This is a genomic window from Paenibacillus sp. 102 (genome assembly GCF_039549175.1).
Taxonomy (GTDB): domain Bacteria; phylum Bacillota; class Bacilli; order Bacillales; family Bacillaceae_G; genus Bacillus_A.
Genome location: NZ_JBCGHT010000005.1, coordinates 218,927 through 233,691 on the forward strand (window position 1 = coordinate 218,927; position 14,765 = coordinate 233,691).

A 14,765-nucleotide genomic window follows, 5' to 3' on the forward strand; every position below is an offset into this window, starting at 1 on the left:
GCCATGCCTAGGAGCGGTCAGAACCTTTTTTAGCCCCATGACACAGGAAAATAATGGGGGAAAATGAGTGCGAGTCACCTTTTGTTTTTATAGCTACGACTTACATACTGAAAAGTCAAAGTAAATTTATATAATAACTTATTCCATCCCCTATACTTGTATACCTATCATTCTAAATCTGATTACTCCCACAAAGTAAAACAAGGAGCCAGCCAATCGGCTTAGCTCCCTACTTCAACCTCTTTCATCTTCTCTTTCATACGAGCTGTATCACGCTCTAAAATCGTTTTTAAATACTTCCCTGTATACGAACGTTCTTCTTTTACAACTTGCTCCGGTGTCCCTGAAGCAACGATTTGTCCGCCCTTGTCTCCACCTTCTGGGCCAAGGTCAACAATATAATCTGCTGTCTTAATCACATCTAAGTTATGCTCAATTACAAGTACTGTTTCACCACTTTCAACAAGGCGCTGCAGTACTTCTAGAAGTCGTGCAATATCATGCGCATGTAAACCTGTTGTTGGCTCATCTAAAATATATAACGTACGACCTGTAGAACGGCGGTGTAATTCAGATGCAAGTTTCACACGCTGCGCTTCACCACCTGATAATGTGGTAGCTGGCTGGCCTAATTTCATATAGCCTAGACCTACATCTACAAGCGTCTGTAACTTCCGTTTAATTTTTGGGATGTTCGCAAAGAATTCTACCCCATCTTCAATCGTCATTCCTAGTACTTCAGAAATGTTCTTATCTTTATATTTCACTTCTAACGTTTCACGATTATAACGTTTTCCATGACATACTTCACATGGAACATATACATCCGGTAAGAAGTGCATTTCAATTTTAATAATCCCATCACCGCGACAAGCTTCACAGCGGCCACCTTTCACGTTAAAGCTAAAGCGTCCTTTTTGATATCCACGTACCTTCGCTTCATTCGTTTGCGCAAACACATCGCGAATATCATCAAAAACACCTGTATATGTCGCTGGGTTTGAACGTGGCGTACGCCCGATTGGTGATTGATCAATATCAATAACTTTATCTAAATGTTCCAGGCCTTTAATGTCCTTATGTGCTCCTGGCTTACTTTTCGCTTTATATAACTTCTGCGCTAACGATTTATATAAAACTTCATTGATCATCGTACTTTTCCCGGAGCCAGATACGCCAGTAACCGCTACAAATGTACCAAGCGGGAATGACATTTTTGCATTTTTTAAGTTGTTTTCTTTCGCACCAATAATTTCAACTTTACGCCCGTCCCCTTTACGTCTTTCAAGTGGAACCGGAATAAACTTCTTACCGCTTAAATATTGACCAGTTAATGAATGATCATCATTCATCACTTCATCTGGTGAACCGGCTGACACAACTTGCCCACCATGAATCCCTGCACCAGGACCGATATCAAGCAAGTAATCAGCAGCCATCATTGTATCTTCATCATGCTCAACAACGATTAGTGTATTTCCTAGATCGCGCATTTCCTGCAATGTACGAATTAGACGGTCATTATCACGCTGGTGTAAGCCGATAGAAGGTTCATCAAGAATATATAATACACCAGTTAAACGAGAACCAATTTGCGTTGCCAGACGAATACGCTGTGCTTCACCGCCTGATAGCGTTCCTGCAGCGCGGCTTAATGTTAAATAGTCCAGCCCAACGTTAATTAAGAAACTTACACGCTCTTTAATTTCACGTAAAATTAAACGAGCGATTTGTTCTTGCTTCTCCGTTAATTCAATGTCCGAGAAGAAATCGTAAACTTCTTGAACAGAATACTTCGTTACATCCGCAATTGTTTTCCCACCAACAAAAACAGCTAAACTTTCCGGCTTTAAGCGGCCGCCCTTACATTTCGGACATGCTTGCTCCGCCATATACTTTTCCATTTGTTCACGAATATAATCAGAACTCGTTTCACGGTAACGACGTTCGATATTTGGAATAACTCCTTCAAATAAAATCTCGCTTTCTTTCACTTGACCAAAGTCATTCACATAACGGAAATAAACCTTCTCTTCTCCACTTCCGTACAACACTTTATCGAATAAATCTTTCGGTATATCCTTTACAGGCATATCCATATCAATGCCGTAATGATTACACACCGATTGTAGTAATTGCGGATAATATTGGGAACTAGTCGGTTCCCAAGGAGCGATCGCATGCCCATTTAACGATAAATCCCAGTTTGGAATCACAAGTTCTAAATCTACCTCTAATTTCGAACCGAGCCCATCACAAGACGGACAAGCTCCAAATGGACTATTAAAAGAGAACATACGAGGCTCTAGCTCCCCGATTGAGAAACCGCAATGCGGACAAGCGTGATGCTCACTAAATAAAAGTTCCTCTTCTCCAATTACATCGATTAATACACGGCCTCCCCCAAGTTTGAGTGCACTTTCAAGGGAATCGGCAAGACGGCTCGCAACTCCGTCTTTCACAACAATACGGTCAATTACGACTTCAATGGAATGCTTTTTATTTTTATCTAATGTAATCTCATCAGACACATCAAGCATCTCACCATCAACGCGCACACGGACATAACCTTGTTTCTTTATATCTTCTAATACTTTCACATGCGCACCTTTACGCCCTGAAACAATCGGTGCTAACACTTGTAATTTCGTACGCTCTGGGTATTCCAAAACACGATCTACCATTTGTTCTACCGTTTGTGATGTAATTTCAATTCCATGGTTCGGACAGATCGGTGTCCCAATACGTGCAAATAATAGACGTAAATAGTCATAAATCTCCGTCACTGTTCCGACCGTTGAACGAGGATTACGACTCGTCGTTTTTTGATCGATTGAAATAGCTGGAGATAACCCTTCAATTGTATCCACATCCGGTTTATCCATTTGCCCTAAAAACTGGCGCGCATACGCGGATAAAGACTCCACGTATCTGCGCTGTCCTTCGGCATAAATCGTATCAAATGCTAATGATGATTTTCCTGAACCAGACAAACCTGTCACAACAACGAGCTGATCTCTCGGAATGGTTACATCAATATTTTTTAAGTTATGCGCTCTCGCACCTTTTACAACGATAAAATCTTTGCTCACTATTTTCACCCTTCCGCTTTTAATTCTAGCAGTAAATCTCTCAGCTCAGCTGCACGCTCGAAGTCTAGCGCTTTTGCCGATTCCTTCATTTCTGCTTCCATCTTCGCGATTGTTTTTTCTCGTTCTTTCTTCGTCATTTTCTTAGCCGGCACTGCTTCATATACTTCCGTCTCTTCTGCGGCTGTCGTTGCACGAATCACATCACGCACTTCTTTTTGAATTGTTTTCGGCGTAATACCGTGTTCCTCGTTGTAAGCTTCTTGTTTTTGACGACGGCGTTTCGTCTCTTCAATCGCAATTCCCATCGATCTCGTTATGCGATCTGCGTACATGATTACATGACCGTGTTCATTACGTGCGGCACGGCCAATTGTTTGAATCAATGATCGCTCTGAACGTAAGAATCCTTCTTTATCCGCGTCTAAAATAGCTACGAGTGATACTTCTGGAATATCAAGCCCTTCTCGCAACAAGTTAATACCAATAAGCACATCAAACTTACCAAGGCGAAGATCGCGAATAATCTCAATCCGCTCCAGCGTTTTAATTTCAGAATGCAAGTAGTTTACTTTAATGCCAACATCTTTTAGATAATCTGTTAAGTCCTCTGACATTTTCTTTGTTAATGTCGTAATCAATACGCGCTCATTCTTCGCAATGCGGTCATGGATTTCTCCTAATAAATCATCTATTTGTCCTTCAATTGGTCTTACCTCAATTTGTGGATCTAAAAGCCCAGTTGGACGAATAATTTGTTCCACAACTTCCGGCGTATGCTCTAGTTCATATGGTCCTGGTGTTGCTGATACATACACAACTTGATTCGTTTTCTCTTCAAATTCTTCAAACATAAGCGGTCTATTATCCATCGCTGACGGTAGACGGAATCCATGATCAACAAGCACTTGTTTACGTGCCTGATCCCCGTTATACATTGCTCTTACTTGCGGCACCGTTACATGTGACTCATCCATAACAATTAAGAAATCATTAGGGAAGTAATCTATTAATGTGTACGGCGTTGATCCTGCTGGACGAAGCGTCAAATGACGGGAGTAGTTCTCAATACCTGAACAAAATCCCATCTCGCGCATCATTTCTAAATCATAACGAGTCCGTTGTTCAATCCGCTGCGCTTCTAACAATTTACCGTTATCATTTAATTCTTTTAAACGTTCTTCCAATTCTTTTTCAATATTTTCAATGGCAACTTTCATTTTTTCTTCACGTGTAACGAAGTGAGACGCCGGGAAGATTGCCACATGCTCACGTTCTGCTAATACTTCGCCTGTTAAGGCATTCACTTCACGAATTCGATCAATCTCATCACCAAAAAACTCAATCCGAATGCAATGTTCATCAAGCGATGCCGGAAAAATCTCGACTACATCTCCGCGCACCCGAAATGTTCCGCGTTTAAAATCAATATCATTACGACCGTACTGCACATCAACAAGTTCACGAAGCAACCGATTGCGGTCCTTTTCCATACCAACGCGCAGTGAAACAACAAGTTCACGATATTCTTCTGGCGAACCTAAACCGTAAATACAAGACACACTTGCTACAATAATGACATCATCACGTTCAAATAAGGCTGATGTTGCTGAGTGACGCAATTTATCAATCTCATCATTAATTTGGGCATCTTTTTCAATAAACGTATCGGTTTGTGGTACATACGCTTCCGGTTGATAATAATCGTAATAGCTCACAAAATACTCAACCGCATTGTTCGGAAAGAAATCTTTGAGCTCACTATACAGCTGCCCTGCTAATGTTTTATTATGAGCCATTACAAGTGTTGGCTTCTTCACTTCTTTAATGACATTTGAAATCGTAAATGTCTTTCCCGTTCCTGTCGCTCCAAGCAACACTTGATGTTTCTTACCATTGTTAATCCCTGCTACCAGCTGCTCTATCGCTCTTGGCTGGTCACCTTGCGGGGAATACTCTGAGACAATCTCAAATTGATGTTCCAAAAAAATCCGACCTCCTCATAAAAAAATCTGTATTCCCATTTTACCACGAATACCCATAAAAAAACCAAGAAAACGAACAGATATTCGGTAAAGTTTTCGACAATATATAATAGAAAAAGGAAGGATCCTTCTTTATATAAGTCACTTCCCGTTTTAATTTCATTTATTTTATCATTTTAACCGAGAAGACCCCTGCCTCTAAACGAAGTGAAGGTGGGGGATGAATCGGTTTTTTCTTTTTCAAGAAAACGTCTCTTTTTTTGTAGAACATACGTTCCCTTCAGTGTATAATGATCTTATCAAATAAAAGAAGGTGAGAACAGGTGAAGAGAGCGTATTTCTCGAAACGAATCTACAAGATAGATGTACCGCATGAAATGGTAGATGCATTGGCAGATACCGTTGAAACATTTAATCAGGCAAAACGCTTTGCGTTTCAAACGATTGTTCGTGAAAAACGTTGGAACCGTAAGTTGTATCCAGACAGTCTTCATCTCGTTCTCAAGCGGAAATACCAATTGAATGATTATTATGCAAACAGTGCGGTGCAAGAAGCAAAGGCGTTGTTTACAGGTTTAATGGCGTTACAGAAATTATATGAGAAGCAAACGCAAGAGAAGCTTAAGAAACCTAAGAAAAAGTTGAAACAAGAACGGACAAAACTAGCAAGTCTTCGCAAAATCAAACAAAGTTGTGTGAAAGGAACGCTGACATTTCCGAAAAACACCCGCTTCGCGAAGCACAACAACCTCATCTCCTTATCTCGTAAAAAAGACACCTTAATTTGGCTGAGTGAATATTTGTTTGAACACCAATACTTAGATATTCAAATGAAAAGAATTCAGGCGAAAATCGGTCATCTCACTCACAGACAATCCCGTTTAACGCAAAAACTTTCATCCGATCAAACGAATATTCCAAGCGCAGTATTTGGAAGCAAAAAACTGTTTCGCTCGCAATTTACGATCCGCGAGTTTGTACGTAACCATGACAAATGGAAAACATTATTTTCTCGTGCTCGAAATAAACAACTGATCCTATCTGGACGGAAAGATGCCAAACATGGCAATTTTGTATTTCAGTATGTGCTCGAGACAAAAGAATTGTGGATGACGACAAGTTCCGGGAAAACACTTATGTTTCCAGCTGTTACGTTCCCGTATGGGCAAGAAATGATTGAAGAAGTAATCACAACCCAATTACAGTGTAAGAATAAGAAAAAGCATGGTAAACCGATTGCATGGTCTGTTGAAGACTATGGGGAGTATTACATTGTAAAATGTTTAATCGATGTGCCGAAAAACCCTCACACGAATTACAGTAGATCAGATGGTGTAATCGGTGTAGATTGCAATCTTGAGCATTTTGCTTGGGCAAATGTAACGAAGGATGGAAATTATAAAGGAAGTGGTTCCCTTCGTTTTTCTATTATGGGTAAATCTACAGGACAAATCACAAAAATCATCGAAGTGGAAGCGATTCGCTTAGTGGACTTAGCGGAGCGGTATAACAAGCCGATTGTCATCGAGAAGTTAGATACAACCCAATCGAAAACAGGGGATCGATACGGAAATAAACAAGCAAATCGAATGAAGAGTATGTTCGCGTATGCGAAGATGACAAACTCAATTTTGAATCGTGCAGATAAAAGAGACGTGGCTGTCTTTCAAGTGAATCCCGCTTATACTTCGATTGCAGGAAAGATGAAATATATGCGGAAATTCGGTATCTCTATTCATCAATCCGCGGCCTTTACCATTGGACGCCGGGGATTAGGATATAAAGAAAAAGTACCTCAGGTGCTTCAGCCTTATATTCCAAAGAAAGACGCACATCACTGGAGTCATTGGCATCGATTAAACAATCGATTGGATATTCGCACACATCATTTCTATCAGCTATACGATGTAGATCAACCGAAAGAAGCCTTACAAGTCGAACGGTTACACTTGTTTGAAAATGAAAAGAGAAAACTAGCAAAACGATTTGCATAAAGAAACATAACGCCTTGTCCCAGATTTTTACGCTTATTACCAGAGCAGATAATAAGTCTAGGAACTGGATGCATGACAAAGTGTTCTAGCCTCGATATAAGAAAAAGTAGTTGTACCTATTTTGTTTGCCTTTCGTCGGAAGATAGAATGGGTCGTCTTACATTACATATAGACACTACCGAACTCTATATCGTTGTATCCTCTTTGTTGAACGAGAGGAACTGTTTTTGCGAGGACAGAGACAGAAGAATCCCCCACCTCAAGCTCTTGTAGAGGTAGGTGGGGGTAGTTCAATGGCAAACTGAACAAGTGATACCCATTATGACCAATTTCTTTCTTACAATCATGTAGCGTATACCTTATATCTTCACGAATATCTTTTATTATGTTTTTACAAGTATCGGAGTAAATCCCTTTATCTTTACCTGCAAATTTATCATAGGAACTATCTGAAGAATAGCTTATTTCGTTTCCATCGTATTCTAGCGTTTGAAAGATTGGATCTCCTTCGTGTGTGTAATTCACAATACGTATTTTATCTGCTGCACCTTTTTCAACATTCGTAACGAACTTCTCAAATTTATGTAAATTAGAAACCTTATGATCTTTTGCAATTACATCATTATTCTCATCAATTTTACCGCCCGATTGTGAACATGCTACTAAACTTACTATGAAAAGATATATCAAACTCGTTCTTTTTCTTATTGTCATCCTCTCCTGTTCATACTATTTATATACAACGTAAAAGATTCTTTGTAACTACTACCACAACCTTCCCTCAAACAAAAAGCCACTCTCATTTTTAAAGTGACTTCTCTTCCCCTTTCTTCTTCTTCGGAAAAAACACATATGAAAATGTAATGATCGTATCAATAAGAAGTACAACACCCCATATCTGGCTCACACGACTTGCCGCCTCATTTAAAACAATACCTTTTTCAAGCCAATCTCCCCACTGTTCAATTGGCACAAGCCCATACATAAAGAAAAATCCAATATGAACAATCGTAAATAAAATGAGATGTAGGCTCCATTCCCATATTTCCTGCTTCGTATGAGCCCAGCCAGTAACTTCTAATGGATCTTCAATGATAGGCATCGGTTCATTTCGCCATTTGGCAACAAGCTTCTGGATACGTATATCTAATTTCTTTAAATCTTTTTTTCCATAAAAGATTGCGTATAGTAATATCACTATCGTAATGATTTGAAAGTTAGAAAACTTACCAGTTTCATAATAATCAATGACACCTAAAGCTAAAATAAATATTTCATTAAGAAGTAACACAATTCCAGCGATAAAACTAGCTTTCCGTAACCGAAATCCATAACGCAATAAAAAGAATCCAATAGCTGATACCCAAAATACAACTTCCGCCCCAATTAAGAAATACCAACGATATTCTGCAAGTATACTCATTTCCCACGCTCCCTCTCATCATATATGCGAAAAGCCTCATCCATATACGCTAAAAGCTCCTCTTCAATTGGATACATATTCATCTTCTGTGAATCTTCTTTCGACTTTCGCACTTCCCATAATTTATCCAAAAACGCTTCATCACCATTTGCCATCTCCATACATTTCGCCATTAATCTTTTTGTAGCCTCTTGCACTTCATCATTTGATGCATCCTTACCCTCTTTCATAAAGTTACGTAACTGTTTCAATACATCTACCCATTCTCGAACGTTCGCATCTTCCTCGCTCATATTAGGTAAATTGCGAAGAAGCTTTTGCTCTTCATCTGAAAATACCTTTTGCTGAAACATTTCACGTATACGAGGCGACTGCCTTGAAAGTTGAATGAGTTCGAACATGATCTTCCAATCTAGCTCTCCTTCAAGTTCCGCTGAATAAACGACAGCCTGCAAAATCTTTTCCATTCGATTAAATTTTTTCTGCTCTTCTTGTACAAATTTAAGCTGTTTTTCCAGCGATTCTTTCAAACTTAATTCATCTGTCATTAGCATATTCATAATCTCTTTTAACGAGAAACCCATTTCTTTTAGAAACAAAATTTGCTGCAACCGAATGACATCAGTTTCACTATATAAACGGTGTCCACCTTCTGTTTTTCCGCTCGGTTTCAGCAAATCAATTTGATCGTAATAACGGAGCGTTCTTACTGTAACTCCTGTTTCCTTTGTAAGCTCTTGAATCGAAATCATCTCCATCACCCTTTCCTCTTTCATTGTAAAAGATGACGTAACGTAACTTTCAAGTCTTTTTGTAAAAAAATGAAAAAAAGCTGATTACATGAATGAACCAGCTTTTACGGAAATAATATTTTTTGAATTGTACGTCCACATGTCAAAACAATTGCACCAACTAAAACACTCGTTGCTGTTTTGTGATAGTGCGCTGATACTAGTAAATAATACGATAATCCAACAACTCCAATAACGACGAGTGTGCTTGGCACTGGATTGTGAACAAAATTTTGCATACCCCATATAAATGCAAACAAAGCTGCAACGACACATAAAAGCGCTAATCCCATTCTGTTTTCCCCTTTATTTATCTATTTGCACTCCAAAATAAATATCTCCTCTACATTCATCCCAAAATACTTCGCAATCTTCAGCGACAATTCCAAACTTGGATTGTAATGATGATTTTCAATCGCCACAATTGTCTGCCTTGTCACTTGCATAGCTTTTTCCATTTCAATTTGCGTGATGTGATTTTGCTTTCTCAGCTCTTTAATTCTATTTTTCACACCCATAGGCTCCACCTTTAAAAGTAAAGATATCTTTACTTTTATTATAAATAATTCCCAGTATTTAGTAAATAAATCTTTACAAACTAAAAGGAGACATACCGAATATGTCTCCTTCTTTCCATTTACATAAATCCTAATGCATATACAAGTATATAACCGAGAACAGACAGACAAACTGATCCCACTAATCCTGCGACAAATGCTTTACTTCCTAATTTACGGAACGTTGTAAACTCTACATTTAAACCAAGCCCTGCCATTGCCATCGCAATGAGCATATAAGCGATGATTACGATATATCCTGCAACCACCTCAGGTATAATACCTAATGAATGAAATGCACTCATTGCCAAGAACCCTAAAATAAACCATGGAATCGGAATATCACGCCAAGAGCCTTTTTGCCCATTCCCTTCACTACGCTTAAACCATAAACCAATTAAAATCGCCACTGGTACAAGCATGGCAACGCGCGTTAATTTTACAATGACCGCAATATCAACAGATGCGCTTCCGCCTGGCGCTGCCGCGGCGATGACGTGTGCAATTTCATGCAGTGTCGCTCCAGAAAATACACCGTAACCATAAGGAGATAAACCAAGAATCGGATATAATAACGTATAAATCAGTGTGAAAATTGTACCTAGAATTGCAATAATTGCGGCACCAACCGCCGTTTCATCATCCTTCGCTTTCACTTGTGGTGCAATGGCCACGACCGCGGCTGCACCACAAATTGCTGTCCCGCAAGCTGTTAAAATGCCAAGCTTCTTATCTACTTTAAAAACGCGTGTTAATGCGTATACAACAACAAGTGTAAATACAATAACGATCGCTGCAATCACTAGCACCTTTGGCCCAGCCTTTGCGATATCAACTAGATTCAAACGCATTCCTAGCAAAATAATTCCGAACCGAAGTAACTTCTTACTAGCAAAATTCGTTCCTGCAATCGCTTCATGCGGCACACTAATTGTTGCTCTCCAAACCATACCGATTAGAATAGCAATAACTAATTGTCCCATAATATTTAAAAATGGAAGCGCTGCTAAATATTTCGAGGCGATGGCAATTAATAACGTAATTCCAATTCCTTGCGAAAAACCGAGACGCTTCTTCTTTTGTATAACAAGTGTTTGTTCCACTTCGTACCACTCCACTAATCGTATTGGAACATGCATGTTCTTTATATTTACATTATAGAAGAGTTTCAATGATAAGTTTAATACTAATATACAATCTCAATCATCAGAAAAACTTATGATAATATTAAAAGCGAAGGCGGCTCGCTCAGCTCTGACCAGCTAAGGTTCTTCCTCACACAAGGCGCTCTTTGCCTTTTGGGCGGAAGGTTCTTAGATGTGAAGAGCTTGCCGCTGGAGCTGGATATCATTAAAAACCAAAGCGGCTCGCCCAAAATGAGAAGAGGGATGGTGCTTCTGACTTAGAGGCGAAGACACGAAGAAACCGACCATTCACCGCTAAAGCTAGACATCATTGAAATGCAGAGCACAGCCAAATCTAAAGTAAGGGAGTATATACAATGAACGTCGATATCTTAAAAATATTTGTGACTGTCGTAGAACAAAAGCATTTCTCGCGCGCGGCAGAACTACTCAATCTTTCACAGCCTGGCGTCAGCATGCATATTCGTAATTTAGAAAACGAATTTGGTACGACTCTTATTCAACGGTCCCCAAAGCATGTTCAAGTGACAGAGGCCGGTAACATTTTATATATCCATGCAAAGCAAATGCTATCTCTTTATGAAGAAGCAAAACAAGAAATTAACGAACTACATAACGTTGTCACAGGAACACTGCGTATCGGCGCAAGCTTTACGATTGGTGAGTACTTACTTCCGAAAATATTGGCACGCTATGCCAATGAAAATCCACACGTAGAAGTACATACACTCATATCCAATACAGAGGAAGTTCTCCAAAGCATCCGTTCTAACCAAATCGACATCGGCTTAGTAGAAGGGCAAGTCGTATACACTGATATAGATGTAGAGACCTTTATGGAAGATGAAATGAAACTTGTTGTTCCACCAAATCACCCTCTTCTGAGCATACATACAATCGACGAAGCTTCCCTCCAAGATCAAGTATGGGTTCTGAGAGAAACCGGATCTGGCACACGTGCCTATAGTGATCGCTTTATCCATCATCACCATTTAAAAATGAAGCGCTTCTTTACCTTTAGCAGCATTCAAAGTGTGAAAGAGGCTGTTGCTGCTGGGCTTGGTATCGCCATCCTTTCTGACTGGACTGTAAGGAAAGAACTGCAAGCAGGCGAACTATTCCATGTCGAAGTTCCAAATGAAAAACTCATCCGCCCCTTCTCGATCGTGCGCGGTAAATACTTTATCCACTCTAAAGCCATTCAAGTATTTTTAGATCATGTTCAATCATTTGCACAAAAACAGAGTTGATCTTCACACTAATGTGAAGGTTTACAATATATCTTTGACTTTGTCGGTTCTTCATTTGAAGGCTATGTGATTGGCAATGCTAATGCACCAAATGAAATTTCAAATAATAAAGAAGCATTAGCACAAGTAAAGTTATTAAAACAAATTCGCAGTTGCAAAGAAGTACCCTAATGTCTTCCCTATATATCGACAAGGCCTTTGCCATTTCCCAAGAAATATCGGTGATTCAACACAAGATATCGGCGTTTTTTCGAATATATCGGCGTTTCGACATAGCATATCGACTTACCGATAATATTTGACACACACAGAGCCAAGCGACCATACAAAAAAGCCGTGCACCAAGCACGGCTTTACATTATACACGGACAGCAGTTCCACTAACCGCAACCATTAACATTCCTTCGCGAACTACTTCATAGTCCACATCAATGCCAACAATCGCATTCGCGCCTTTTTGCTTCGCAAGAGATTTCATCTCTTCCATCGCAATATCACGTGCTTCTTTTAATTTGCTTTCATATGCACCAGAACGGCCACCGACAACGTCACGAACAGAAGCAAATAAATCACGGACGATATTTGCCCCCATAATTGCCTCGCCATTTACGATATCAATATACTCGATAATTTCTTTTCCTTGAATAGTAGAAGTTGTTGTTACGATCATTTTTACAGCCTCCTATATATATGTATCTTTTTGTTACCTACCTATATGGTACGCTAATTCCATTAAAATTACATATACAAGGTCCATTTATTTGTGACAATGAACGCAATATTCCACTTTCTATTCATTAGATTTCATTCTTAAGAACTAAACTGCGCTTCATATAATCTACTGTAACCTTCGCCTCGTTCAATTAGCTCTTCATGCGAACCTTGCTCAGCGATACCATCTTTATTTACAACGACGATGCGATCTGCATTTTTAATCGTTGCAAGTCTATGAGCGATTACTAATGTCGTGCGGCCAACTGATAATTCCGCAAGTGATTTTTGAATCGCAAGTTCCGTTTCTGTATCAAGTGCAGAAGTCGCTTCATCTAAGATTAATATTGGTGGGTTTTTCAGGAACATACGAGCAATTGCTAAACGTTGTTTTTGTCCTCCCGAAAGTTTGACACCTCTCTCACCAATGACTGTATCTAATCCATCTGGTTGCGAGTAAATTAAATCCTCTAATTGTGCACGCTTGACCGCTGTCCAAATTTCAGCTTCTGAAGCCTGTAAGTTCCCATAAGCAATATTCTCTCGAATCGTTCCAGAGAATAAGAACACATCTTGCTGCACAATTCCAATTTGCTTCCGAAGTGAGGAAAGTGTCATGTCCTTTGTATCAATACCATCGATTGTGATAGAACCATCTGCAAGCTCATAGAAACGTGGCAATAAGCTACATAATGTTGTTTTCCCAGCACCCGATAGCCCAACAAAAGCAACTGTTTCTCCCGCATGAATTTTTAAATCAATATTTTTTAAGATCGGCTCTTGTTTGTCATATCCGAAAGTAATGTTTTTATATTCAATATCACCATGTACTTGTTTTACTTCAATTGCATTCGGTGAATCCATAATATCTGGTTCTGTTTCTAATAGTTCCACATACCTTTTAAAGCCTGCAATCCCTTTTGGATAACTCTCAATAACAGCATTAATTTTTTCAATGGGACGGAAGAAAATGTTCGTTAATAATACAAACCCAATAAATCCACCATATGTTAATTCCCCTTGCAGAACAAACCAAGTCCCGCAAATTAAAACAAACAATGTCACAAGACGCATCAGCATATAACTAATCGATGAATTTAAAGCCATGATTTTATACGCCATCAGCTTTGTTGTGCGAAAACGAGCGTTATTTACTGCGAATTGCTCTTTCTCAAACTTTTCATTTCCGAATGCTTGGACAACACGGATCCCGCCAACATTATTTTCAATGCACGCATTAAAGTCAGCAACATCTGAAAATAACCGTCTAAACGTTCCTGTCATCTTGCGGTTGAAATAAAGCGCTAACCATAATAAGAATGGAATTACTAAGAAAGTAAGCAGAGCTAACTTCCAGTTAATGATCATCATAAATGAAAAGGCCCCAATTAAAGTCATAATCGCAATAAATAAGTCCTCTGGTCCATGATGGGCAATTTCACCAATTTCCATTAAATCATTTGTAAGACGTGAAATTAAATGACCTGTCTTGTTATTATCAAAAAATCGAAATGATAGCTTTTGAATATGATCAAATAATTTCTGACGCATATCTGTTTCAATATTAACGCCAAGCATATGCCCCCAATATGTAACAACATATTGTAGTCCTGCGTTTAATACATAGATTGCTAATAAACCTATACAAGCCCATAAAATAAGTGTCCAATCTTGTCCTGGCAATAATTTATCAATAAACTGATTCACAATAAGCGGAAACCCAAGTTCGAGTAACCCCGCAATTACCGCACAGGAAAAATCAAGCACGAATAAGCCTTTATATGGCTTATAGTAAGAAAAAAATCGACGCAGCATAAAGT

The 14,765-nt window shown here is 39.1% G+C and carries 11 protein-coding genes and 1 pseudogene; 2 read left to right on the forward strand and 10 right to left on the reverse strand.

Annotated elements, in window-relative coordinates; translation table 11 throughout:
• Positions 1-221 precede the first annotated feature (221 nt).
• Together uvrA and uvrB are read right to left on the reverse strand one after the other, a co-directional pair.
• Positions 222-3,092: an excinuclease ABC subunit UvrA gene (gene uvrA, locus AAIE21_RS15115; protein WP_343267523.1), complete on the reverse strand. Its 2,871-nt coding sequence runs from the start codon at positions 3,090-3,092 to the stop codon at positions 222-224.
• Positions 3,093-3,097: 5 nt separating this feature from the next.
• A complete protein-coding gene (uvrB, locus tag AAIE21_RS15120; RefSeq protein WP_343267524.1) occupies positions 3,098-5,074 on the reverse strand; it encodes an excinuclease ABC subunit B in 1,977 nt (658 codons plus the stop codon).
• 323 nt (positions 5,075-5,397) lie between these two features.
• On the opposite strand from uvrB, the gene AAIE21_RS15125 reads away from it, so the two are divergent.
• The gene (locus tag AAIE21_RS15125; RefSeq protein WP_343267525.1) at positions 5,398-7,068 is read left to right on the forward strand and encodes an IS200/IS605 family accessory protein TnpB-related protein; all 1,671 of its coding nucleotides are present in this window, start codon (positions 5,398-5,400) and stop codon (positions 7,066-7,068) included.
• A gap of 294 nt (positions 7,069-7,362) precedes the next feature.
• Here the strand turns inward: AAIE21_RS15125 and AAIE21_RS15130 are convergent.
• The 6 genes and pseudogenes from AAIE21_RS15130 to AAIE21_RS15155 all read right to left on the reverse strand — a co-directional run.
• Positions 7,363-7,782: pseudogene (locus AAIE21_RS15130) on the reverse strand (DUF4362 domain-containing protein); the annotation flags it as partial.
• A 91-nt stretch (positions 7,783-7,873) separates the two neighbouring features.
• Positions 7,874-8,491 (reverse strand): hypothetical protein, encoded by a 618-nt coding sequence (locus AAIE21_RS15135; protein WP_343267526.1) that lies wholly within the window; start codon positions 8,489-8,491, stop codon positions 7,874-7,876.
• Positions 8,488-9,249 (reverse strand): MerR family transcriptional regulator, encoded by a 762-nt coding sequence (locus AAIE21_RS15140; RefSeq protein WP_343267527.1) that lies wholly within the window; start codon positions 9,247-9,249, stop codon positions 8,488-8,490. The genes AAIE21_RS15135 and AAIE21_RS15140 overlap by 4 nt, the downstream gene beginning before the upstream one ends.
• A gap of 98 nt (positions 9,250-9,347) precedes the next feature.
• Positions 9,348-9,575, reverse strand: coding sequence for a hypothetical protein (locus AAIE21_RS15145; protein ID WP_343267528.1), 228 nt, complete (start codon positions 9,573-9,575; stop codon positions 9,348-9,350).
• Positions 9,576-9,596: 21 nt separating this feature from the next.
• Positions 9,597-9,800, reverse strand: coding sequence for a helix-turn-helix transcriptional regulator (locus AAIE21_RS15150; RefSeq protein WP_343267529.1), 204 nt, complete (start codon positions 9,798-9,800; stop codon positions 9,597-9,599).
• A gap of 119 nt (positions 9,801-9,919) precedes the next feature.
• Complete coding sequence (locus AAIE21_RS15155) at positions 9,920-10,942, reverse strand: YeiH family protein (protein WP_343267530.1); 1,023 nt, start codon at positions 10,940-10,942, stop codon at positions 9,920-9,922.
• A 398-nt stretch (positions 10,943-11,340) separates the two neighbouring features.
• On the opposite strand from AAIE21_RS15155, the gene AAIE21_RS15160 reads away from it, so the two are divergent.
• On the forward strand, positions 11,341-12,234 hold the full coding sequence (locus AAIE21_RS15160) for a LysR family transcriptional regulator (RefSeq protein WP_343267531.1): 894 nt from the start codon (positions 11,341-11,343) through the stop codon (positions 12,232-12,234).
• A gap of 358 nt (positions 12,235-12,592) precedes the next feature.
• On the opposite strand, the gene AAIE21_RS15165 is transcribed toward AAIE21_RS15160, so the two are convergent.
• The gene (locus AAIE21_RS15165; protein ID WP_174101036.1) at positions 12,593-12,904 is read right to left on the reverse strand and encodes a heavy metal-binding domain-containing protein; all 312 of its coding nucleotides are present in this window, start codon (positions 12,902-12,904) and stop codon (positions 12,593-12,595) included.
• A 140-nt stretch (positions 12,905-13,044) separates the two neighbouring features.
• A complete protein-coding gene (locus AAIE21_RS15170) occupies positions 13,045-14,760 on the reverse strand; it encodes an ABC transporter ATP-binding protein (RefSeq protein WP_343267532.1) in 1,716 nt (571 codons plus the stop codon).
• Between the last annotated feature and the right edge of the window lie 5 nt (positions 14,761-14,765).